We start from the raw sequence: 19,873 nt of genomic DNA, 5'->3' as shown, positions 1-19,873 counted from the left end.
ACCCCGGGCGTAGCGTGATATCGAAGTCCTTATCCACGTGACGTAGCGAGGCACCGCCATGAACCGATACGTGTCTGGCGCCATTGCGCTGGCCCTGAGTGCTGTACTGGGCCCAATGGTCGAGGCCGATACCTCTGCTTCGCTGCGCATGGCCCAGAATCTGCCGGGCAACACCAACAATAATCCTTACAGCAGCCCGATCAACCGGGCCAACCCCAACAGCATGCAAGGCACCCGACCCAGTGCCCCGGCCATTCGCGGGCCCAATACCGTGCCGGTCCCGCGCCCGCCGACACTGGACAACGGCGGCATCGGTAATCGCTACCCCGAGCGGAGCGCTCCCGCCAGCCCACCGACATTCATTCCCAATCCTGCGCCACGAGACGCCGGCACCGGCAACCGCTGAGCGGCCGGCATGACGTGTGCCCAGGGGTTTTTTCAGACCTTATGATCATCAGAAAAGGAGTCTGCATGTTGCGTAAAAACTCATTGGCAATCCTCTGTACCAGCGTATTGATCACCGCCACTGTCCCTGTGCTCGCCGCGCCCACCCAGACGATGAAAAGCGAAGAGGGCACACTCGAGGTGACCCCTGTCGTGACGGGACTGGAGCACCCCTGGGCGCTGGCATTCCTGCCGGATGGTAAAAGCATGCTGGTCACCGAGCGGCCCGGCAACCTGCGGCTGGTCACCGCCGACGGCAAGCTGTCGGCACCGCTCAATGGCGTGCCGGCGGTCTGGGCCAAGGGGCAGGGCGGCTTGCTCGACGTCGCGCTGTCACCCGATTTCAGAAAGGACCGGATGGTCTATCTGTCCTATGCCGAAGGGGGTGGAGAGGACAACAAGGCGGGAACTGCGGTGGGGCGCGGCCGGCTCTCCGACGATCTGACGGCGATCAAGGACTTTCAGGTGATCCTGCGCCAGGAACCCAAACTCTCGCAAGGCAACCATTTCGGTTCGCGGCTGGTGTTCGATCGCGACGGCTATCTGTTCGTGACGCTGGGGGAAAACAATGAACGCCCGACCGCCCAAGACCTCGACAAGCTGCAAGGCAAGGTGGTGCGAATCTACCCGGACGGCACGGTGCCCAAGGACAACCCCTTTGTCGGCCAGGCCAACGTGCGCCCGGAAATCTGGTCCTACGGGCAGCGCAACCCGCAAGGCGCGGCGCTCAACCCGTGGAACGGCACGCTGTGGGAAAACGAACATGGCCCTCTGGGCGGCGATGAAATCAACATCATCGAGCGCGCCAGGAATTACGGCTGGCCGCTGGCGACCCATGGCATCAACTACTCCGGTAAACCGATTCCCGAAGCCAGGGGTGAAACCGTTGAAGGCACCGTTGCCCCGAACCATGTCTGGGAAAAGTCCCCGGGCCTGAGCGGCATGGCGTTCTACGATGCCGATCGGTTCAAGGCCTGGCAACGCAATGTGTTCATCGGCGCGTTGGTCAGCCAGGAGCTGATTCGTCTCGAGTTCAATGGCGACAAGGTGGTGCACGAGGAACGGTTGCTCGGGGCGTTGAGAAAGCGCATTCGCGACGTGCGACAGGGGCCGGACGGGTATTTGTATGTGTTGACCGATGAAGAGGATGGTGCGTTGTATAAAGTCGGATTGAAGTGAAGCTCACACGCCGCCTTCGCGAGCAAGCCCGCTCCCACAGAGGATTTCAGTGTGAGGGCGCAAAACCAGTGAACAACACAGCCCCAGTGTGGGAGCGGGCTTGCTCGCGAAAGCAATTTCAAGGCTTCTACAACTGTCGAGTCGTAGCAGGCAATTTTCGGCGATCCTGAACCCCGCGTACCACCAGATACAACAATGGCCCGACCGACACAAACACAGCGGTGATCAATAGATAAGGCACCACCGAAAGCGTCGACAGCCCGCGCTTTCGCGCATCCCGGTACATCCAGATACCCGCCAGCGTCGCCAGCAAGTACAGATCGATCACCACCTGCGCAGTATCGGGACGTGACATCAGGCTGATGCCGAAGTCGATCAGCGATTGTTCGGCCTGGAGCATCACCGAAAGGGTATAGCCGGCAAAGGCGATCAGGGCGATAAGGGGCAGGGCAATGGCATTCATGTGTTCCTTCCTTGGGCAATGACTGGAATCGGCAGCCTAGAGGGATCTGCACAAATTTGCCATTGACTTGCCATCAACGCCCGGCTAATTTCGAGCCATGACTTCCACCGTATTGCGCTGCCAGCCAAGCATTATTACCGCCATTCCTCATTTGGCGGGCTAGCTCACGACTGCAGCACCCAACCCGCCCTCGAGGCGGGTTTTTACTTTCTGTCTCCTGGGCCCCGATCCATGTCAGGAGACGACCATGAGTTTTACAACCGACCAGCAAGCCCTGCTTGAACGCTACGTCAAAAAAATCCTTGCCGCGCCGGTGTATGAACTGGCGGTGCGCACGCCGTTGCAAACGGCACCGGCCTTGTCCGAGGTACTGGGCAACCAGATCCTGCTCAAGCGTGAAGACTTGCAACCGACCTTTTCCTTCAAGATCCGCGGCGCCTACAACAAGCTGGTGCAACTGAGCGACACGCAAAAGGCTTGCGGCGTGATCACGGCTTCTGCCGGTAATCATGCGCAGGGTGTGGCGCTGGCAGCGCGGGAGTTGGGGATCAGTGCCACCATCGTAATGCCTTCCACTACGCCGCAATTGAAGGTGATCGGAGTTCGTAGCCGGGGCGCCGATGCGGTATTGCATGGCGAAAGTTTTCCGTTTGCGCTCACCTATGCACTGGAGCTGGCCGGGGAAAGCGGGCGCACCTTTGTTTCGCCCTTTGACGATCCGGATGTGATCGCGGGCCAAGGCACGGTCGCCATGGAAATCCTGCGTCAGCATCAAGGTCCGCTGGATGCGATCTTCGTGCCGGTGGGGGGCGGGGGGCTGATCGCCGGCATCGCCGCTTACATCAAATACTTGCAGCCGCAGGTGCGCATCGTCGGCGTCGAGTCGGAGCATTCGGCGTGCCTGCAAGCCGCGTTGCTGGCCGGTGAGCGAGTCATCCTGCCCAGGGTCGGCACCTTTGCCGATGGAGTGGCGGTGGCGCAGATCGGCGCTTACGGTTTTGAGGTCTGCCGGTTTTGCGTTGATGAGGTGGTGACGGTCAGCAATGACGAGCTTTGCGCCGCCATCAAGAATATCTACGACGATACCCGCTCGATCACCGAGCCTTCCGGTGCACTGGCCGTGGCCGGAATCAAGCAGTACGTGGCACAAAGCGGGGTCCGTGGTCAGACCCTGGTCGCCATCGATTCCGGTGCCAACATCAATTTTGACAGCCTGGGGCATGTGGCCGAGCGCGCCGCGTTGAGCAGCGCGCCGGCATGACCCTGGTGCAGGCCGATAACAGATGCCCGGGTTATTCCTGAATGGCCTTCTCGACCTTGTTCGACGCCGACCAGATTCGGTAGCGCACTTCGATGTCCTTGGGCACGTAGAGCACGAGCGGCAGCTTGCTGTTGTAACGCAGCAGGAAGCCGTCACCGACCACCGGCACAAAATCCTGTTTGCTCGTGCCGTCCGGGCAGGCCATCAGCGTGCTCATCGGGCCAATGACTTTTTCCAGGCGATAGAAGGGGTAGCCCCAACCCTCGAGGTTCTTCTCTTCGAGAATGCCGCCCAGACGCGGGCGGTTGCAGTCCACGGTCATGGTTTTGCCGGCCAGGATCTCGACCTGGAAGTCGTCTTCCCGGGGCTGTGGCGCCAGGTGAATCACCTGGCGGATAAACCCGCTCCCGGCTTTCGGATAGGGCGCGGTGTCTTCGAGTTTGGCGGCATGTGCCACGCTGGCAAGGCCCAGTGCGAACAGCGCAGCGCCAGCGTTAACGGTCAAAGAATTCATGATGCTTCCTTGCTTGAAGTGAAGGGCGGCATTTTCACTGTCGAGTGGTACGAATGCAAATCCGCGGCGCCCAGCGTGCAAATTGCAGGGGGCGCCAGGGGCGTATAATGCAAGCTGCACGGCAGGTTTTACAGGTGACTGACCTAAACCCTTGAATTGCCGATGAGCTGCGCTCCGAAATCCGGGGTATGTTTTATGCTGTAGCTGTCCTTGAAGCTTGCCGGGCTTTTATATGAGAGAGCATACGAGCGAGCGTTGATGTTGATTGGCAGTCTCACAAAGGAGAAGGTCGCCATGTTTCTTTCTGCCTTGGAACTTCGCAATATCATCGAAGCCAGCTTTTTACCCAAACGTTGCGAGTGCACGTTGTCACCGGATCTGTCGATGACCGTGAAGATCTATGCCGACGGGCAAACCGATCAGCTCGATCTGATGGTCACCGGCATCGATGCCTCCGGACTCAATGGTTGTCGGGAAATAAACGAGTTGATCACCCAACTGCGTTCCAGACAGCATCACGTAGAAGACGAACCATACTCCATGCTGGGCAGGGCGCTTTAACCTGCCGTTTCGAGCTCCACCGACACGCGCCGGGTCTGGAAGAATGCCAGGCCCAGCGCCAGTTCAAGCCCGACAGCCAGCAACATGCCCGGCCCGACATGGCCGGCGAGCCATTCGGCAAAACCCAGCACGGCCAATCCCCAGCAGCCGACGACGAAGCCGAGGCTCAGCGCATTGCGGGTTGCGCAAGGGGGGGCGTTGCGAACCAGATAAGAGATCACGCTAAACGCTGCGAACAGCACCGCGGTGCGGCGCGCGACCAATCCCGCCACGAATGAAAATTCGATACCCCACAGCGACAGTAGCCATTGAGGTGCCAAACCCCAGACCAGGCTCAGCAAAAGGCATAAGGCGGCGGTAAACATCGACAAGGTGCGAAACGAAAACTGCATGGCCAATCCTTGCGGGCAGTGAGGGGGGCGCTAGAGCATAGCGCCGCAGCCCTCAAAGGAACACCGTCAAGTATCAAATCAGACGTTTCGGTCAGCCTTGGTTCTCGCAGGCGTCGGAAAGTTTACGGTAGGTGATTTCTGCGGGCTTTCCCGTGTCATCGAGGTACTTCATGTCGGCCATCACCACTTTGCACTCCAGGGTGTCCGGCTCGGTCAGTGAAATCACTTTGCTGACATGCAATGGCATGCCGTAGTGATAGGGCACGGCTTGAGAGGTAGCGGTGTCATTGGCCTGTGCCAGGCCGGTAAACGCGGTGCAGGCGAGGGCGGCGGTAACCAGCAAGGTGCGAGTGTTCATCAGCGATCTCCAGTGCGTACGGAAAGTCAGTTCGATGTGTGGCCTGTCGAACCTGCCGCACCGGGCGTCAGAACAGTCTGAGGGCGTGCGGTCCAGTGAAGTGTTGGACCGCACGGTTAAACGAGGGTTAACCCGGCTGAACGCCGCCTGTCGCGAAGGCGCGATCCTGTGTATCAGTTAAGACCATCGCGAGCAGGCTCGCTCCCACATAGCCCGAGCGTCGACACAAATGTCATGAACGCCCCGCAACCTTGTGGGAGCGAGCCTGCTCGCGAAGAGGCCCACAAATTCAGCGCAAATCCAACTGCTCCCGATAAGGCAGATCCGGCCCGGTCTTGCTGCACGTCAACGCCGCCGCCTGCACCGCGAACTTCAGCATGCCGTCAATCTGCTCGCGGCCAAGTTGCTTTACTCCCGCCACCGAATCCAGTTGCTGCTCGGTCAACCAGGCAATCAACGCCGCTTGAAAGGTATCGCCGGCGCCCACGGTGTCGGCGATTTTTACCGCGCAGGCCGGAGTCGACCACGAGCCGTGGGCCCGGCTGAACACGGTCGCGCCTTCGCCACCCCGGGTCAGGAACACCAGCTGGCAGCGATGCTGCATCCAGCCCTCGATCACTTGCGCCGGGTCCTGGCCTGGGTACAACAGATGCAGGTCCTCGTCGCTGACCTTGATCAGGTCGGCCAATTCCACCAGCATCGCGATCCGTTTACGCCACCGTTCAATGTCCGGTTCCGGGTTCAGGCGCACGTTCGGGTCGAGGCTGATCAGGCGTTTGCCGCTTTCCCGGCGCACCAATGCCAACAGGGTGTCGGCAATCGGCTGCACCACCAGGGAAAACGATCCGATATGCAGGCCGCGTACTTCAGGCCCGAGTGCCGGCAGGTGCTCCGGCTGCAACTGTCGATCGGCGCAGCCTTCGCCACGGAAGCTGTATTGCGGCGAGCCATTGGCGCCCACGGCGACCATCGCCAGGGTGGTCGGCGCGGCGAAATCCAGCAGGAAGTCCTGGCGCACACCTTCATCCTGCAGCACCTGCAACAGGCGCCGGCCCAGGTAGTCGGTGGACAACCCGGCCAACAACGCCGAATCCACGCCCAACCGGCGTAATCCCACGGCCACGTTGAACGGCGAGCCACCGGCGATGGCTTTGAAATTCACTTTGGACGCCAGACCACCGGCGTCGTTTTCACTGAAAAAATCGAACAGCGCTTCGCCACACACCAGGTACATAGTTGTTCACTCTTCAAAGGGTTGCGACTTGCTGTCGATAGCGTTCATAAGCCTGCTGACTGGCTCGTACATTGTCGGCGACCGGCAGGGTTTCACTGGCCGGGTCGAGTTTCACGCAGCGCTCGCACAAGTCCGCCAGGCTGAGTTCGTTCCCGGTTCCCCGGGATACGCACCAGGCCGCCTGGATCGCCGCACCCAGGGCCGCGGCCTCGCTGTGTTCCGTGCAGATCACGGGGGTATTCATGATGTCGGCGACGATCTGCCGCCACACCGCGCTTTTCGAACCGCCACCGATCAGCCGAATGCTGCGGCTTTGTAAGCCATTGTGGCGTAGCAGGTCCAGTCCGTAACGCAAACCGAACGTCGTGCCTTCGACGACCGCGCGACACAGGTTGGCCCGGGTCAGGTTGCTCATGGTCAGGCCCGACAGGCAGCCGCTGGCATGGGGCAGGGCGGGCACCCGCTCGCCGTTGAAGAACGGCAACATGCTCACGCCTTCAGCACCGATGGGCGCTTTGGCAACCAGTGCGTTGAACTGATCGATGTCGAGGTCCAGCAAGTCGCGAATCAGGCCGGTGGCATTGGTCAGGTTCATGGTGCAGATCAATGGCAGCCAGCCGCCGCTGGAAGAACAGAACGTGGCGACTGCGGCATCCGGGGCGATGTTCGGCTGATCGGCATAGGCGTACACCGTGCCTGACGAGCCGAGGCTCATGGTGATTGCACCGGGCTGGATATTGCCGGTGCCGATGGCCCCCATCATGTTGTCGCCGCCGCCACTGGACACCCGTGCCCGCGGATTGATGCCCAGGTGCTCGGCAATCCCCGGCACAATCGTGCCGACAGCCTGGTGCGCGTCGATCAGTTCGGGTAGCGCCGCTTGCAGGCGTCCACTGGGGTCGATGTCGCGCAACAACTGCACATCCCACTGCCGGGTACGCACATTGAAGTACCCGGTGCCCGAGGCATCACCGTATTCGCTGCAACTGCGGCCGGTGAGCCAATGGTTGAGGTAGTCGTGGGGCAGCAGGATACGGGCGATCCGGGAAAACACCTCGGGATGTTGCTCTTTGGTCCAGAGCAGCTTGGATACGGTATAGCCCGGCGCGATGACCACGCCGAGGCGCTCCAGCGAAGCCTGTTCGCCGCCGAGGTGGGCCAGGAGACGGTCATTCTCCGGCGTGGTTTCGGTGTCGCACCAGAGCTTGGCCGGACGCAGCACCTGGCCCCGTTCGTCGAGCAGCACCAGGCCATGCTGCTGGCCGGACACGCCAATGCCGAGGATCGACTGGCCATCGACCCTGGCCGCGAGCAACGCGCGGCGGGTGGCCGTGGCGAAGGCTTCCAGCCACTGACGGGTGTCCTGTTCGCGACGGCCATTGGCCGCGCTGATCAGGCTATGGCTGGCCGCGCCCTGGCCGAGCACTTCACCACTGACTGCGTCGAGGATGATGGCCTTGGTGCCCTGGGTGCCGCAGTCGATGCCGAGGAAGCGTTGTTGGTTTGGCATAGTGGATCCTTGGATCATTCAACATGGATGTCGCCTGTCAGGCCGCCTTCGCGGGCAAGCCCGCTCCCACAGGTCATGCGCAGAACTTGAAATGGCGCTTTCCTGTGGGAGCGGGCTTGCTCGCGAAGACGGCAGCAGCTCCGCCGCAGGACTTACGCCAACACCCGCTCCAGCGTCCGCGACACCCCCACCTCGCGCAAACTGTTGCAGCACCACTCGAACGCCGCGACAAACTCCGCCGAGCGGGGTATCGCCGTACCAAAAATATCTTCGACAGCCAGCAACCGCTGGGTAATCAGCACATCATCGGCCACCAGCGCCTGGCAGAACCCGGCACGAGGATCGGGAATGCTGTACGTGTCGCCATGTTCATCCACGCCCTTCAGGTACAAGGCCCACGCCGCCACCACCAAGGCCGCGCGTTTGGTCTCGCGGCCATCGGCGATCAGGCCGTTGATGGTCGGCACGGTGAATTTCGGAAACTTCGAAGAGCCGTCCGAACACACCCGTTCAAGCTGGTCGGCAATCGCCTGATTGGAGAAACGCGCCACCAGGGTGTTCTTGTACTCGGTCAGGTCGATTCCCGGCACCGGGGCCAGTTGCGGCGTCACGTCCAGGTCCATGTAGGCGCGCATATAGCGTACGAACAACGGATCGTTCATGGTCTCGTGGACGAAACGGTAACCCTTCAGGAATCCCAGGTAGGTCAGCGCCAGATGGCTGCCATTGAGCAGCTTGATCTTCATGTCTTCGTAGGGCGTGACGTCGTCGGTGAACTGCACGCCGACCTTTTCCCAGGCCGGGCGACCGTTGACGAAATTGTCTTCCAGCACCCATTGCACAAAGGGTTCGCAGACCACCGGCCAGGCATCGTCCACCCCATGCTGGTCCGCCAGTTGCAGGCGGTGCGAGGTGCTGGTCATCGGCGTGATGCGGTCGACCATGGCGTTGGGGAAACTGACGTTGGCGTCGATCCAGTCGCGCAGTGGGCTGTCGTGCAAGGCGGCGAAGGCCAGCAGGGCCTTGCGGGTGACGGCGCCATTGTGCGGCAGGTTATCGCAGGACATCAGGGTGAAGGCCGCTGTGCCGGCGGCGCGGCGCCTGGCCAGTGCGGCACAGAGCAGGCCGAACACGGTCGTTGGCGTGTCGGGGTGCGCGAGATCATGCCGGATCTGCGGCAAGTGCGCCATGAACTCACCGGTACTGTCGTCGATGCAGTAACCGCCTTCGGTGATGGTCAGCGAGACGATGCGGATCTCGGGGCTGGCCAGTTTGTCGATCAATGCCCGGGTGTCGTCTTCGGCCAGCAGCATGTCGCGGATGGCCCCGATCACCCGCACTTCGGTATCGTCGCCATCGCCGAGCTCGAACAGGGTGAACAGGTAGTCCTGATCCTTGAGATCGTCACGGGCGCGACGGTCCTCGGCACGCAGGCCGATACCGCAAATGGCCCAGTCCAGGCCTTCTCCGGTGTTCATCAGCGCATCGGTGTAAAACGCCTGGTGGGCGCGATGGAAGCCGCCGACGCCGATGTGCGCAATGCCCTGACGGGTATCGTCCAACGCGTAGGCGGGCAGGGCCACTCCGGGAGCGAGGCGGCTGAGGTTCTGTTTATTGAGTTTCATCACAGGCTCTCTGGGATCAGGCGGCAACGCGCAACGGGCGAGTCAACGCCATGCCGTCGGCATCGAATAAATGGCAGTGTTGCGCGTCCAGGTGCAGGCTCAGGGTTTCGCCGTAGCGGCTGGCCAGGTCGCCGCGGACGCGCAGGGTCAGGGCTTCGCCGGAGGAAGTCCGGACGTGGCAGAACGTGTCGCTGCCCAGGCGTTCGCTGACATCGGCGGTGACCTGCAAGGTGCAGTCGCCGGGCTTGGCCAGTTCCAGGTGTTCCGGGCGAATGCCCAGGGTCACTGCGCTGCCGACGCTCAGGTTGGCGCCGCTCAGAGCGAGGCTGATGCAAGTGCCGGCGTCCAGTTGCACCTCGCAGCCCTGGCTGTCGACGCGGGTGACCTTGCCCTTGAGGAAACCCATTTTCGGCGTACCCAGGAAACCGGCGACGAACAGGTTGGCGGGCTGGTGGTAGAGATCCAGTGGCGAGCCGACTTGCTCGATCTTGCCGCCGTTGAGCACAACCACTTTGTCGGCCATGGTCATGGCTTCGACCTGATCGTGGGTGACGTAGATCATCGTCGCTTGCAGGTCTTTGTGCAGGCGCAGCAATTCCAGGCGCATCTGCACCCGCAGGGCCGCGTCTAGGTTGGACAGCGGTTCGTCGAACAGGAAGATTTTCGGGTTGCGCACGATGGCCCGGCCAATCGCCACACGCTGGCGCTGGCCGCCGGACAGTTGCTTGGGCTTGCGCTCCAGCATCGGCCCCAGTTCGAGGATGCGCGCCGCTTCGCTGACCTTTTTCTCCACTTCGGCTTTGGCCACGCCGGCAAGGTCAAGGGCGAACGACATGTTCTTGCGTACGCTCATGTGCGGGTACAGGGCGTAGGTCTGGAACACCATCGCCAGGTCGCGCTTGGCCGGACTCACTTCGGTGATGTCGCGGCCATCGAGTTCGATGGTGCCGCCGCTGACTTCTTCGAGCCCGGCAATCAGGCGCAGCAGCGTGGATTTGCCGCAGCCCGACGGGCCGACGAAGACCACGAATTCCTTGTCGTTCACTTCAAGGTCGATGCCCTTGATGATGGAAAAACCTTCGAAGCCTTTGTGCAGATTCTTGATTTTCAGGTTGGCCATGGTGATGGGCCTCCGTTTTCGTTATTCGGTTGAACCTGTAGGAGCGAGCTTGCTCGCGATGAACTAGCGGGCGGCGCTTTCATCCAGGTGGTACACGTTATCGTTCACGTCCATCGCGAGCAGGCTCGCTCCCACAGGGATCGCATTTGGTCGGGGGGCTTCATTTCACAGCGCCGAACGACAGGCCGCGGACCAACTGTTTCTGGCTGATCCAGCCGAAGATCAGGATCGGCGCGCAGGCCAGGGTCGAGACCGCCGACAACTTGGCCCAGAACAGCCCTTCGGGGCTTGAGTACGAGGCAATCAAGGCGGTCAGTGGCGCGGCTTTCGACGAGGTCAGGTTCAGCGACCAGAAGGCCTCGTTCCAGCACAGGATCAGCGACAGCAGCACCGTGGACGCCAGGCCACCCTTGGCGATCGGCAGCAATACCCGGAGCATCTCCTGGACCAGCGTTGCGCCATCCAGCCGCGCGGCTTCGAGGATGTCCCTGGGGATGTCCTTGAAGTAGGTGTAAATCATCCAGACCACGATCGGCAGGTTGATCAGCGTGTAGATGACGATCAACGCAATCCGCGTGTCGAGCAGGCCGAAACTCTTGGCCAGCAGGTAGATCGGCATCAGCACGCCCACCGGCGGCAACATCTTGGTCGAGAGCATCCACAGCAGCGTGCCTCTGGTGCGCCGGGTTTCGTAGAACGCCATGGAGTAGGCCGCCGGCACCGCGATCAGCAGGCACAGGGCCGTGGCGCTGAAGGAAATCACCACCGAGTTCCAGGCGAAGCTGAAGTAGTCGCTGCGCTCGTTGATGTGCAGGTAGTTCTCCAGCGTCGGTGTGAAGATGAACTGTGGCGGCGTGGCGAAGGCCTCGATTTCGGTCTTGAAGCTGGTCAGTACCATCCAGAAGATCGGGAAGAAGATCAGGATCGCGATGGCCCAGGCCAACGTACCGAGCAACAGGCTTTGCAAACGACGGGATTGTTGAAGAGTCATGGCAGGCCTCAGGCTTTGTCGGTCAGGTTTTTGCCGATCATCCGCACCAGAATGATCGCCGCGATGTTGGCGATGACCACCGCGATCAAACCGCCCGCCGAGGCCATGCCGACATCGAACTGCACCAGCGCCTGGTTGTAGATCAGGTACGCGAGGTTGGTCGAGGCGTAGCCGGGGCCGCCGTTGGTGGTGGTGAAGATTTCGGCGAACACCGAGAGCAGGAAGATGGTTTCGATCATCACCACCACCGCGATCGGCCGCGCCAGGTGCGGCAGGGTCAGGTGCCAGAAGATCGCGATGGGGCCGGCACCGTCCAGGCGAGCGGCCTCTTTCTGTTCCTGATCGAGGGACTGCATGGCGGTCATCAGGATCAGGATGGCGAACGGCAGCCATTGCCAGGAGACAATGATGATGATTGACAGCAGCGGGTAGTGCGCCAGCCAGTCCACCGGTTGTGCGCCGAACAGTTTCCACACGTAGGCGAGAATCCCCGACACCGGGTGGAAGATCAGGTTCTTCCAGATCAGCGCGCCGACCGTGGGCATGATGAAAAACGGCGAGATCAGCATGACCCGCACAATGCCGCGACCGAAAAACTCACTGGCCTCCAGCAGTGCACTGATCAGCACACCGAACACCACGCTGATCAACAGCACGCTGCCCACCAGCAACAGGGTGTTGGTGGCGCCGGGCAGGAAGCCTGAATCGGTGAGGAAGTAGGTGAAGTTCTCCAGCCCGACGAACGCGTTCTCGCCGGGATCGAGCAGGTTGTAGCGAATCGTCGAGAAGTAGAGGGTCATGCCCAGCGGCACGATCATCCACAACAGCAGCAGTGCCACCGAAGGGCTGACCAGAAACCAGCCGGGATTGGCCACGCGGCTTTTGCGCTGCGGCTGGGCAATGTCCATGTGAGCTTTGGCAGTTGATGTATTCATGGTGATCAGAACCGGTTGAGTACGGGCAGATGAAGATCAACTGTGGGAGCGGGCTTGCTCGCGAAGAGGCTGGTACATCCGATGCATCTTTTGCGACTGGAACTCCGCTTTCGCGAGCAAGCCCGCTCCCACATTGGTGACGGGGTTACTTGGGATACCCGGCGCGTTTCATCTCGCGCTCGGTGATTTGCTGGGCCGCCGCCAACGCCTGGTCGACCGTGGTCTGGCCGATCAGCGCCGCCGAGAAGGATTTGCCGACCTGGGTACCAATGCCCTGGAACTCGGGAATGGTCACCAACTGGATGCCGATGTAAGGCACCGGTTTGAGCGTCGGCTTGCCCGGGTCCGCGGCCTTGAGCGATTCGAGCGTCACCCTGGCGAACGGCGCGGCACTCATGTAGGCCTCGCTGTAGGTCGAGGCCCGGGTGCCGGGCGGCACGTTGGCGATGCCGTCTTTTTCCGCGACCAGTGCGCTGTATTCCCGGGAAGTGGCCCAGGCGCTGAAGGTTTTCGCCGCGTCCTTGGCCTTGGAACTGGCCGGAATGGCCAGCGCCCAGGAATACAACCAGGCCGAACCCTTGTCAGTGACCTGATGCGGCGCATAGGCGAAACCGACGTGATCGGCGACCTTGCTCTGGCTCTTGTCGGTGACGAACGAGCCGGCGACGCTGGCATCGACCCAGATCGCGCATTTGCCGCTGTTGAACAGCGCCAGGTTTTCGTTGAATCCGTTGCTCGATGCACCCGGCGGGCCGGATTGCTTCATGGTCTCGACGTAGAAGTTCAGCGCATTCTTCCACTCGGGCCCGATGAATTGCGGCTGCCACTGTTCGTCGAACCAGCGCGCGCCATAGGCATTGGCGATGGTGGTGGCCAGCGCCATGTTCTCGCCCCAACCGGCCTTGCCGCGCAGGCAGATGCCGTACTGTTCCCGGTCCGGTTTGTTGAGTGTGGCGGCGAACTCACCGATCTGTTCCCAGGTCGGGCGCTCGGGCATGCTCAGGCCGGCGTCCTTGAACAGGTCGGTGCGGTAATAGGTGATCGAGCTTTCGGCGTAGAACGGCAGGGCGTACAGCGAGCCTTTGACCGACAGGCCTTCGCGCACCGACGGGAACACGTCGTCCAGAGCATAGCTGGCCGGCAAATCCTTCATCGGCTCCAGCCAGCCTTTGGCACCCCAGAGTGCCGCTTCGTACATGCCGATGGTCAGCACGTCGAATTGCCCGCCCTGGGTGGCGATGTCGGTGGTCAGGCGCTGGCGCAGGACGTTTTCCTCGAGCACCACCCAATTGAGCTTGATGTCCGGGTGCTCGGCCTCGAAGGTTTTCGAGAGCTTTTGCATGCGGATCATGTCGCTGTTGTTGACGGTGGCGATGGTCAGGGTCTGGGCGCCAAGGCTGACACTGCTGAGGGTCATGCAGGTGAGGGCAAGCAGGGTTTTTGCCGAAGGTTGCATCGTGCACTCCTTTTCTGCACCCGGCGGGTTACAGAAGGACAGTTATTGTTTTTGTGTCTTCCGAAGGCAGGAAGAATGTGCACTGATTACAACCTTCAATACGGACGATGACAAAGCGTTGGCAGCACTTTGGCTGATACTATTTTGCACTGATGGAGAGTTGCTGAAATGCTAATCCTTGCTTTGCAGCTCACACGGGCGCTCGCACATGGATTGAATCAATCGACATGGTTTGTCCGGTGGCCAATTTAAACTGCACGAAGAATTTTCCATCCGCATCGGCTTTTGCACCTGTAATCAGGTACGAACTGTGCTGACGAAAAGGCAGCCCCTGGATCTCGTGGACACCAGCGGGATGCTCAGCAATCAATGTTTCGCCGGGAAAAAGACCGCGGAGGCGGATCAGCACCCGGACGTCAATCGACGGCGTAAGTTGCTCCCCAAAATCCCGCCGGGCGCGGGTTGAAAACCAGCAGTTCTCTTCGGTGATGTCATCCTGTTTTATTTCACCTTCGCCCGTCCACTGTTGGGTTTCTCCCGGTTTGTTGAAGCGTGCGTATTCGTCGATGATTGTTGGAGTGACGGAATCTTGCGAGGAATCGGGGCGCATGGTCTGAGGTCTCGATGTGGATGGCTGGGGTGCTGCAAGCATGGATAACCCATCACGGCCAAACCACTGTCAAAACTACCAGTTCCGACCAGCGGCTATCCCTGGTTTTGCTCGGTCAGCCGCTGCACCACCAATCGCCGGTAATGCGAAGGCGTCATGCCCTTGAGCTGCTGGAAGCGCCGGTTGAAGTTGGAAATGTTGTTGAAGCCCGATTCGAAGCACACGTCCGTGACCGGTTTGTTGCCATCGGCCAGCAACTCGCAGGACTTGCTGATGCGCAGGCGATTGACGAATTCGATGAAATTGCGCCCGGTGGCCTGTTTGAATACGCGGCTGAAATATGTGGGCTTCATGCCCAGATGTTCGGCGACTTCTTCCAGCGGCAATTCCCGGCCGTAATGGGCGAAGATGTAATCCACCGCACGGTTGGTACGATCGATGTTGTTCTCGTCGGCCAACTGCGGCGTCGTGGCGCCGGAGAGCAATTGGTAGTCGTCGGTGGCGGCGAGCAATTCGAGCAGGATGAAAAAATGCCCGAGCCGGGTCATGCCGCTGGTGTCGGCAATACGCTGCATCAACTGCATGGCCTGGGCAATGGTGTGCTTGCTGCGAAACTCGATGCCGTACTGCGCGCGCTCCAGCAAGGGTGCCAGGGTCTTGAGCTCGGCGAACACGTGATAGCCGCTGTCGAACAACTCGTCGGTGAAGTTGACCAGCATGTCGCGCTTGGGCACCACTTCGTCCTCGGCCACCTGGCTGATCCAGTTATGCGGCAGGTTGGGGCCGGTCAGGAACAGGGTTTGCGGATAGAAGTTGCCGATGTAGTCGCCAATGAACACCTTGCCGGAGCTGGCGACGATCAGGTGCAACTCGTATTCCTTGTGGAAATGCCAGCGCACCAGCGGGCAGGGAAAACCGTGCTGGCGGTAAATGATGGACAAACCATTGTGGTCGTCCATCAACTCATAGGAAGGATCGGTGACTCTGGCAATACGGGGCATGTCGATGCACTTTTCTTGTTATCGCGTCCTGATCATGCCTCTTGTGGGGGGGCTAATGCCAGTTGTCGATGTCGTGAAACCTGACAGGAGCCTTCTCGGCTTTCGCGACTATCTGGCTCTTCTGGCATTTATCAAGCTTGCGCTACGGCAGTAGGCAACCAGTTGCGACTCCTCCATGAAATCGACATTGATAATGTTGCACCTTTCGCTTCGGTTGTGGGTGGCAGGGTCAAACCAGTTATCCAGTTCATCATGGATATCGACGGGGCCTCCAGCTTTTGAGTAGCTTGTGGCGGACAGTGACCACAAGCGGGTACGGGGAGGTGGCGACCTCAACACGTTCGTGATGTGCTGCTCCAGTTCCTTGACATTTGTGTCGCCAATTCCGCTCCATTTGTGTTCGATTTTCTCGCAGAACCAGGCGGGATTTAACTCCGGATGTTGTTGGGCCGCTACCAGAACTCGCTGCTTGCCGCTGATTTTCTTAAGCTCGCCAAGTGGCAGGCCTCTATTGCCGGTAGGGATTATTCTCTCGCCAAGATAACGCAGCATCATCTCGCTGAAGAGTGCGTAGTCGAACGATTGTTGCCCGTCCTTGAGTTGATGAAAATCCAGAATCACAAACTCGTCAGGGTTATCGCGCAAAAACAGATTCACTGCAGCAAATAAAGCTAACAGGTTACGAGATGAGCGATAGCCATTGTGCTGGAATCGGAATTTTTCAAACTCTGGGGCCGCGCCGTCAAAGTCCAGTCGTAAATCCAGTGCGCGTGAACCGTTGTTCAGTTGAGCTGCGAACGAATCGTGCTGGCAGGCCAGCCAGTGGGCGCCGGGGATCAGTGGATAGCTCGCTTGCCGGTCGCACCCTGCATTGTGTGTGCCGGGTAGCGTAAGTTCACCAAGCGAGAGGTTGTCGATTGCCGGTGTAGCGCTCATCCAGTTATAGAGTGCGTAATCGTCTCGGGTCGTATTGTTCATTAATGCGTCCTTGCATTGATTGATGAATGACAAGTTGTGCCAAAGTAGTGTTGATTGAAGGCGATCAAGTATTTTGTCGTGGGACGCGCGCGGTCAATCATCAACTTCATACGGGATGTTGGGTAGCGGCAGGCCAGCGAGTGCCGGTCCTGCGCACTTTATTGGTTCTCGCCTCGATCATGTCTTGTGCAGTGAGGGGCCGTAAACAGCCTTCATGCTGCTGGCACTCCAGCAGTAACGGACAATTTCAGATGTGTCGAAAAAGTCGGTATTGATGATGCTGCAACGCGTCACCCAGTCTGCGGTGGTATTGAACCAGTCGTTGATCTTTTCTTTGATATTCCTTGGTCCGCCAAATAGCGTGTAGGCAGTTGCCGACAATGACCAAAAAAATGTGTCGTAAGGCGCATCTTCCAGGGTTTCCGCAATATAGGTCCGCAGATCGCCGGAACCGGTGAATGTACTGTCGCGCCATTTGTGGGGGATGCGCGGCCAGAAACAGTTATCGTCCAGACCAGGCCTGAACTGCGCTGCCATGACAATTCGCCGACTTGTACTGGAGCGCTTGAGTTCGCCCACGGTGGCATGCCTGTTGGCAGGAAGTATGACCCGCATCCCGAGTCGCCGCACCAGTTGCTCGTTGAGCTTCTTATAATCGAAAGGCTTGCCGCCATCCCTGAGTTCATGAAAGTCCAGTACGAGGAATTCATCCGGGTTGCGATCAAGAAACGACAGCACTGCCTCGATCAATTCGTCCAGTACCCGACCCGAGCGATGGCCACTGTGCTGAAAGTAAAAAACCGCTTGCGGATCTTCCGCGTATTCGAGGCGAATATCCAAGGCCCGTGCGCCATTGGCCAGTTGCCAGGCAAATGAATCGCTCTGGCAAGTGGTCCAGTTACCGGTCACATCATCAAAATCAGGTGCTTTTTTGTCCATGCCGGCGTTATGGGTGCAGGGCCAGACAATATCGGTGAGTTTTAATCTGTCTACGTCGAGGATGTTGCTCATCCAGTTCTGTTTGTAGATAAATTCCGTTTTTTTGACTGTCATGGTTGTTCCTTTGTCTGAATGCACTGGCAACCTGAAGGCTTCAGGTTCCAGGCAGCCCGAAACTATCCGGAGTGACAAAGGGAGGGGTGTTACTTATCTACAGCGTCGCAGTGCCTTGAATAGGTTAGCCACCCTGAAATGCAAAACGCCGACGGAATTCAGTGAGTATCCTGTCGGCGTTTTGATGGGGATGTGGACGAGCGCTACAAAATTTATGCTTGATTGCGATTTTTTTCCTCGATCCATTGCGCCATGTACTGGGTACTTTTGTGTTGATGATGGCGCAACATGCTGCCGGTAAAGTTATCGCGCCTGATCTGTGGCAGATACCTCTGGCATTCGATCAGCTTTTCGATCAACGCAGGGCCATGGGTGGACTGCGGGTAGCGGCTGCTCAGTAGGTGACGGGCCTGGGCCTGGGCGACAAGCCACTGCGCCTTGTCCTGATAAAGCCGCACGGCGCTGTCGGCGAATTCGCGCGCCGTACGGGTTATGGCACCGGGCCAGGGCTCTTGATCGTGCATGGCTTCCGCGCCCACTGGCGTGGTGACATTGGGTGTTCCACAGAGCATCGCATCGACGATCTTGCCTTTGATGCCGGCACCGAAGCGCAGCGGTGCCAGGCACACCCGCGTCTTGGACATCACCTGCAAGGCATCTTCTGCCCAGTTAAGTACATGAAAGCCCTGTGCCGCGTTGTGCAGGGCAGTGGCCTTGGGCGGGGTGTACGCGCCATAGATGTGCAACTGCGCATCAGGCAGTTGCGCGCGAATCAGCGGCCAGATCGCGGTTTTCAACCAGAGCACCGCATCCCAGTTGGGCGCATGGCGAAAGTTGCCGATGTGCAGGAAATGCGCGCGATCTTCATACCCTACTGGCGCGCCGGCCGGAAGATCGACCATCAATGGGCACCAGTGCAGCAAGTTGCGCGGAATTCTGAACTGCTCGACCAGCAATTCGATTTCCACTTCGGAAACCATCAGCGTCAAATCACAACGATAAAACGAGGCGATTTCGCGCTTGGCCAGATCGGTATTGGCCATGTGTTCAAACTCTTCACGCGACGCCGGGGCGAACAGGCCGCTGAAGTCATTGTTGTCCTCGCTGGCCTTCAAGCGCTCCTTGAGGCGTTGATGCCGACCCTGCCTGAGGCTTTGCAAGTCGCAACTTTCCAGCACGCGCAACGCATCGGGACAATACTTCTCGACCCGCCAACCGAACTGTTCCTCCATCATGAATTGGTCGAACAGCACGATGTCGGGCGCCAGTTCACTGATGAATGTGTCGAAACTGCTGTTGTTCAGCTCGATGGGTACTTCACGAATACCCAGTGCCGTCAGGTCTGCGCGCTGTTCGCCGAAACCTGCCGGGCTGCTGAAGGTGATCTCCCAGCCTTGCTGCAGGAAAACCTCGAGAATCTGCATGACATGCCCGCTGGCCGCTGAAGAGCGGGGCTCGGGCCAGACGTAACCAATGACCAGGACTTTGGTTGCGCGGGGCTCAATCATGTACGGAATTTCCTTGAAGCGAAGACAGGGCAGGGACGAAAACGGCGCGCATTAAACCACAGTGGATCGCCAGGTCACCCGAGAATGCCTTTGACCTTGTCGCGCAACTGATCAATGGAGAAGGGTTTGCCGATCACGTGCATGTCGGCGGGCACGTCAATGCTTTCGGCATAACCGCTGGCAAACAGAATGGGCAGGGCAGGACGCAAGACACGTGCTTCTTTGGCCAGCTCGCGGCCATCCATGATCGGCAGGCCGACATCCGTCATCATCAGGTCAATGCGTTGCTTCGAGTCCCTGAGCGTCTCCAGCGCCTGTACGCTGCCGTCGGCCTCCAGCACCTTGAACTCCAGCTCCTCCAGTACGTCGACAATCAGCATGCGCACGATGGCATCGTCTTCGACGACGAGGATGGTGTAGGCGTTGGCGGATGACATAGTGGACTTCCTGAAAAGATTGGCATTGCCGGTCGCTGGAAATCACCGGCCTCTTGCATCAGTAAGTGGCAGATCCAGACAAGTTCCCGAGGTGGCGCAAAAAAGCAGGCGACGCAGGTCAGCAAGGATAACCCGTCGTTTAGCGTGGGCGCAGCGGAATGTAGGTCTCTGCGCGAAAACATGTCAGAAAAATGGATCCATGTGCCAGTTTTGGGGCAAACTCCTTGCATTCTGACAGTTCGA

General features: G+C 59.5%; 21 protein-coding genes. 4 read left to right on the top strand and 17 right to left on the bottom strand.

What is annotated here, in order from left to right; genetic code table 11:
• Positions 1–58: 58 nt before the first annotated feature.
• Both AC3WN7_RS11210 and AC3WN7_RS11205 read left to right on the top strand, forming a co-directional pair.
• On the top strand, positions 59–406 hold the full coding sequence (locus AC3WN7_RS11210) for a hypothetical protein (protein WP_102673786.1): 348 nt from the start codon (positions 59–61) through the stop codon (positions 404–406).
• Between the two features lie 65 nt (positions 407–471).
• The gene (locus tag AC3WN7_RS11205; RefSeq protein WP_102673787.1) at positions 472–1,623 is read left to right on the top strand and encodes a PQQ-dependent sugar dehydrogenase; all 1,152 of its coding nucleotides are present in this window, start codon (positions 472–474) and stop codon (positions 1,621–1,623) included.
• A 127-nt stretch (positions 1,624–1,750) separates the two neighbouring features.
• On the opposite strand, the gene AC3WN7_RS11200 is transcribed toward AC3WN7_RS11205, so the two are convergent.
• Positions 1,751–2,086: a DUF2834 domain-containing protein gene (locus tag AC3WN7_RS11200; RefSeq protein WP_102673788.1), complete on the bottom strand. Its 336-nt coding sequence runs from the start codon at positions 2,084–2,086 to the stop codon at positions 1,751–1,753.
• 247 nt (positions 2,087–2,333) lie between these two features.
• Between AC3WN7_RS11200 and ilvA the strand changes: the two genes are divergently transcribed.
• Entirely contained in the window at positions 2,334–3,347 is a 1,014-nt protein-coding gene (gene ilvA / locus AC3WN7_RS11195; RefSeq protein WP_102673789.1) for a threonine ammonia-lyase, biosynthetic, read from the top strand.
• Positions 3,348–3,378: 31 nt separating this feature from the next.
• Here the strand turns inward: ilvA and eco are convergent, their stop codons facing one another.
• Positions 3,379–3,861 carry a serine protease inhibitor ecotin gene (gene eco, locus AC3WN7_RS11190; protein ID WP_095966703.1) on the bottom strand — a complete coding sequence of 161 codons (483 nt, stop codon included), beginning with the start codon at positions 3,859–3,861 and terminating at the stop codon, positions 3,379–3,381.
• A gap of 294 nt (positions 3,862–4,155) precedes the next feature.
• Here eco and AC3WN7_RS11185 point away from each other — a divergent pair, with 294 nt between their 5' ends.
• Positions 4,156–4,422 carry a DUF1652 domain-containing protein gene (locus AC3WN7_RS11185; RefSeq protein ID WP_102673790.1) on the top strand — a complete coding sequence of 89 codons (267 nt, stop codon included), beginning with the start codon at positions 4,156–4,158 and terminating at the stop codon, positions 4,420–4,422.
• Here AC3WN7_RS11185 and AC3WN7_RS11180 read toward each other — a convergent pair.
• The 15 genes from AC3WN7_RS11180 to AC3WN7_RS11110 all read right to left on the bottom strand — a co-directional run bounded on the left by AC3WN7_RS11180 (position 4,419) and on the right by AC3WN7_RS11110 (position 19,630).
• Positions 4,419–4,814 carry a hypothetical protein gene (locus AC3WN7_RS11180; RefSeq protein WP_095966704.1) on the bottom strand — a complete coding sequence of 132 codons (396 nt, stop codon included), beginning with the start codon at positions 4,812–4,814 and terminating at the stop codon, positions 4,419–4,421. The genes AC3WN7_RS11185 and AC3WN7_RS11180 overlap by 4 nt on opposite strands.
• A gap of 91 nt (positions 4,815–4,905) precedes the next feature.
• Positions 4,906–5,172 carry a DUF2790 domain-containing protein gene (locus tag AC3WN7_RS11175; protein WP_102673791.1) on the bottom strand — a complete coding sequence of 89 codons (267 nt, stop codon included), beginning with the start codon at positions 5,170–5,172 and terminating at the stop codon, positions 4,906–4,908.
• Positions 5,173–5,461: 289 nt separating this feature from the next.
• The gene (locus tag AC3WN7_RS11170; RefSeq protein ID WP_102673792.1) at positions 5,462–6,406 is read right to left on the bottom strand and encodes a carbohydrate kinase family protein; all 945 of its coding nucleotides are present in this window, start codon (positions 6,404–6,406) and stop codon (positions 5,462–5,464) included.
• Between the two features lie 13 nt (positions 6,407–6,419).
• Entirely contained in the window at positions 6,420–7,916 is a 1,497-nt protein-coding gene (gene xylB / locus AC3WN7_RS11165; protein ID WP_102673793.1) for a xylulokinase, read from the bottom strand.
• Positions 7,917–8,068: 152 nt separating this feature from the next.
• Positions 8,069–9,541, bottom strand: a complete 1,473-nt coding sequence (locus AC3WN7_RS11160; protein WP_102673794.1) for a mannitol dehydrogenase family protein — start codon at positions 9,539–9,541, stop codon at positions 8,069–8,071.
• A gap of 16 nt (positions 9,542–9,557) precedes the next feature.
• On the bottom strand, positions 9,558–10,661 hold the full coding sequence (locus AC3WN7_RS11155) for an ABC transporter ATP-binding protein (protein ID WP_102673795.1): 1,104 nt from the start codon (positions 10,659–10,661) through the stop codon (positions 9,558–9,560).
• A 160-nt stretch (positions 10,662–10,821) separates the two neighbouring features.
• Positions 10,822–11,652, bottom strand: coding sequence for a carbohydrate ABC transporter permease (locus tag AC3WN7_RS11150; protein ID WP_095966710.1), 831 nt, complete (start codon positions 11,650–11,652; stop codon positions 10,822–10,824).
• Between the two features lie 8 nt (positions 11,653–11,660).
• A complete protein-coding gene (locus tag AC3WN7_RS11145; protein WP_095966711.1) occupies positions 11,661–12,587 on the bottom strand; it encodes a carbohydrate ABC transporter permease in 927 nt (308 codons plus the stop codon).
• 145 nt (positions 12,588–12,732) lie between these two features.
• Complete coding sequence (locus AC3WN7_RS11140) at positions 12,733–14,043, bottom strand: ABC transporter substrate-binding protein (RefSeq protein ID WP_102673796.1); 1,311 nt, start codon at positions 14,041–14,043, stop codon at positions 12,733–12,735.
• Positions 14,044–14,233: 190 nt separating this feature from the next.
• Positions 14,234–14,653 carry a hypothetical protein gene (locus AC3WN7_RS11135; protein ID WP_095966713.1) on the bottom strand — a complete coding sequence of 140 codons (420 nt, stop codon included), beginning with the start codon at positions 14,651–14,653 and terminating at the stop codon, positions 14,234–14,236.
• A 95-nt stretch (positions 14,654–14,748) separates the two neighbouring features.
• Positions 14,749–15,654 carry an AraC family transcriptional regulator gene (locus AC3WN7_RS11130; RefSeq protein WP_102673797.1) on the bottom strand — a complete coding sequence of 302 codons (906 nt, stop codon included), beginning with the start codon at positions 15,652–15,654 and terminating at the stop codon, positions 14,749–14,751.
• A 108-nt stretch (positions 15,655–15,762) separates the two neighbouring features.
• On the bottom strand, positions 15,763–16,632 hold the full coding sequence (locus tag AC3WN7_RS11125) for a phosphatidylinositol-specific phospholipase C domain-containing protein (protein WP_102673798.1): 870 nt from the start codon (positions 16,630–16,632) through the stop codon (positions 15,763–15,765).
• 177 nt (positions 16,633–16,809) lie between these two features.
• Complete coding sequence (locus tag AC3WN7_RS11120) at positions 16,810–17,685, bottom strand: phosphatidylinositol-specific phospholipase C domain-containing protein (RefSeq protein ID WP_207258324.1); 876 nt, start codon at positions 17,683–17,685, stop codon at positions 16,810–16,812.
• Positions 17,686–17,897: 212 nt separating this feature from the next.
• Positions 17,898–19,193, bottom strand: a complete 1,296-nt coding sequence (locus AC3WN7_RS11115) for a glycosyltransferase (protein ID WP_102673799.1) — start codon at positions 19,191–19,193, stop codon at positions 17,898–17,900.
• A gap of 74 nt (positions 19,194–19,267) precedes the next feature.
• A complete protein-coding gene (locus AC3WN7_RS11110) occupies positions 19,268–19,630 on the bottom strand; it encodes a response regulator (RefSeq protein WP_102673800.1) in 363 nt (120 codons plus the stop codon).
• Positions 19,631–19,873: the final 243 nt, after the last annotated feature.

The organism is Pseudomonas sp. FW305-70 (genome assembly GCF_058783925.1).
Note: the sequence above shows the minus strand (reverse complement) of the source record. Positions and strands in the feature narration are given on the sequence as shown.

What these genes read in the sequence shown, in the direction of transcription:
- AC3WN7_RS11140 (WP_102673796.1), bottom strand. Translation starts at nt 14,043, where the DNA reads ATGCAACCTTCGGCAAAAACCCTGCTTGCCCTCACCTGCATGACCCTC.
- AC3WN7_RS11205 (WP_102673787.1), top strand. Translation starts at nt 472, where the DNA reads ATGTTGCGTAAAAACTCATTGGCAATCCTCTGTACCAGCGTATTGATC.
- AC3WN7_RS11170 (WP_102673792.1), bottom strand. Translation starts at nt 6,406, where the DNA reads ATGTACCTGGTGTGTGGCGAAGCGCTGTTCGATTTTTTCAGTGAAAAC.
- AC3WN7_RS11150 (WP_095966710.1), bottom strand. Translation starts at nt 11,652, where the DNA reads ATGACTCTTCAACAATCCCGTCGTTTGCAAAGCCTGTTGCTCGGTACG.
- AC3WN7_RS11120 (WP_207258324.1), bottom strand. Translation starts at nt 17,685, where the DNA reads ATGACAGTCAAAAAAACGGAATTTATCTACAAACAGAACTGGATGAGC.
- AC3WN7_RS11125 (WP_102673798.1), bottom strand. Translation starts at nt 16,632, where the DNA reads ATGAACAATACGACCCGAGACGATTACGCACTCTATAACTGGATGAGC.
- eco (WP_095966703.1), bottom strand. Translation starts at nt 3,861, where the DNA reads ATGAATTCTTTGACCGTTAACGCTGGCGCTGCGCTGTTCGCACTGGGC.
- AC3WN7_RS11130 (WP_102673797.1), bottom strand. Translation starts at nt 15,654, where the DNA reads ATGCCCCGTATTGCCAGAGTCACCGATCCTTCCTATGAGTTGATGGAC.
- AC3WN7_RS11210 (WP_102673786.1), top strand. Translation starts at nt 59, where the DNA reads ATGAACCGATACGTGTCTGGCGCCATTGCGCTGGCCCTGAGTGCTGTA.
- AC3WN7_RS11160 (WP_102673794.1), bottom strand. Translation starts at nt 9,541, where the DNA reads ATGAAACTCAATAAACAGAACCTCAGCCGCCTCGCTCCCGGAGTGGCC.
- AC3WN7_RS11200 (WP_102673788.1), bottom strand. Translation starts at nt 2,086, where the DNA reads ATGAATGCCATTGCCCTGCCCCTTATCGCCCTGATCGCCTTTGCCGGC.
- AC3WN7_RS11155 (WP_102673795.1), bottom strand. Translation starts at nt 10,661, where the DNA reads ATGGCCAACCTGAAAATCAAGAATCTGCACAAAGGCTTCGAAGGTTTT.
- AC3WN7_RS11115 (WP_102673799.1), bottom strand. Translation starts at nt 19,193, where the DNA reads ATGATTGAGCCCCGCGCAACCAAAGTCCTGGTCATTGGTTACGTCTGG.
- xylB (WP_102673793.1), bottom strand. Translation starts at nt 7,916, where the DNA reads ATGCCAAACCAACAACGCTTCCTCGGCATCGACTGCGGCACCCAGGGC.
- AC3WN7_RS11145 (WP_095966711.1), bottom strand. Translation starts at nt 12,587, where the DNA reads ATGAATACATCAACTGCCAAAGCTCACATGGACATTGCCCAGCCGCAG.
- AC3WN7_RS11110 (WP_102673800.1), bottom strand. Translation starts at nt 19,630, where the DNA reads ATGTCATCCGCCAACGCCTACACCATCCTCGTCGTCGAAGACGATGCC.
- ilvA (WP_102673789.1), top strand. Translation starts at nt 2,334, where the DNA reads ATGAGTTTTACAACCGACCAGCAAGCCCTGCTTGAACGCTACGTCAAA.
- AC3WN7_RS11180 (WP_095966704.1), bottom strand. Translation starts at nt 4,814, where the DNA reads ATGCAGTTTTCGTTTCGCACCTTGTCGATGTTTACCGCCGCCTTATGC.
- AC3WN7_RS11185 (WP_102673790.1), top strand. Translation starts at nt 4,156, where the DNA reads ATGTTTCTTTCTGCCTTGGAACTTCGCAATATCATCGAAGCCAGCTTT.
- AC3WN7_RS11135 (WP_095966713.1), bottom strand. Translation starts at nt 14,653, where the DNA reads ATGCGCCCCGATTCCTCGCAAGATTCCGTCACTCCAACAATCATCGAC.
- AC3WN7_RS11175 (WP_102673791.1), bottom strand. Translation starts at nt 5,172, where the DNA reads ATGAACACTCGCACCTTGCTGGTTACCGCCGCCCTCGCCTGCACCGCG.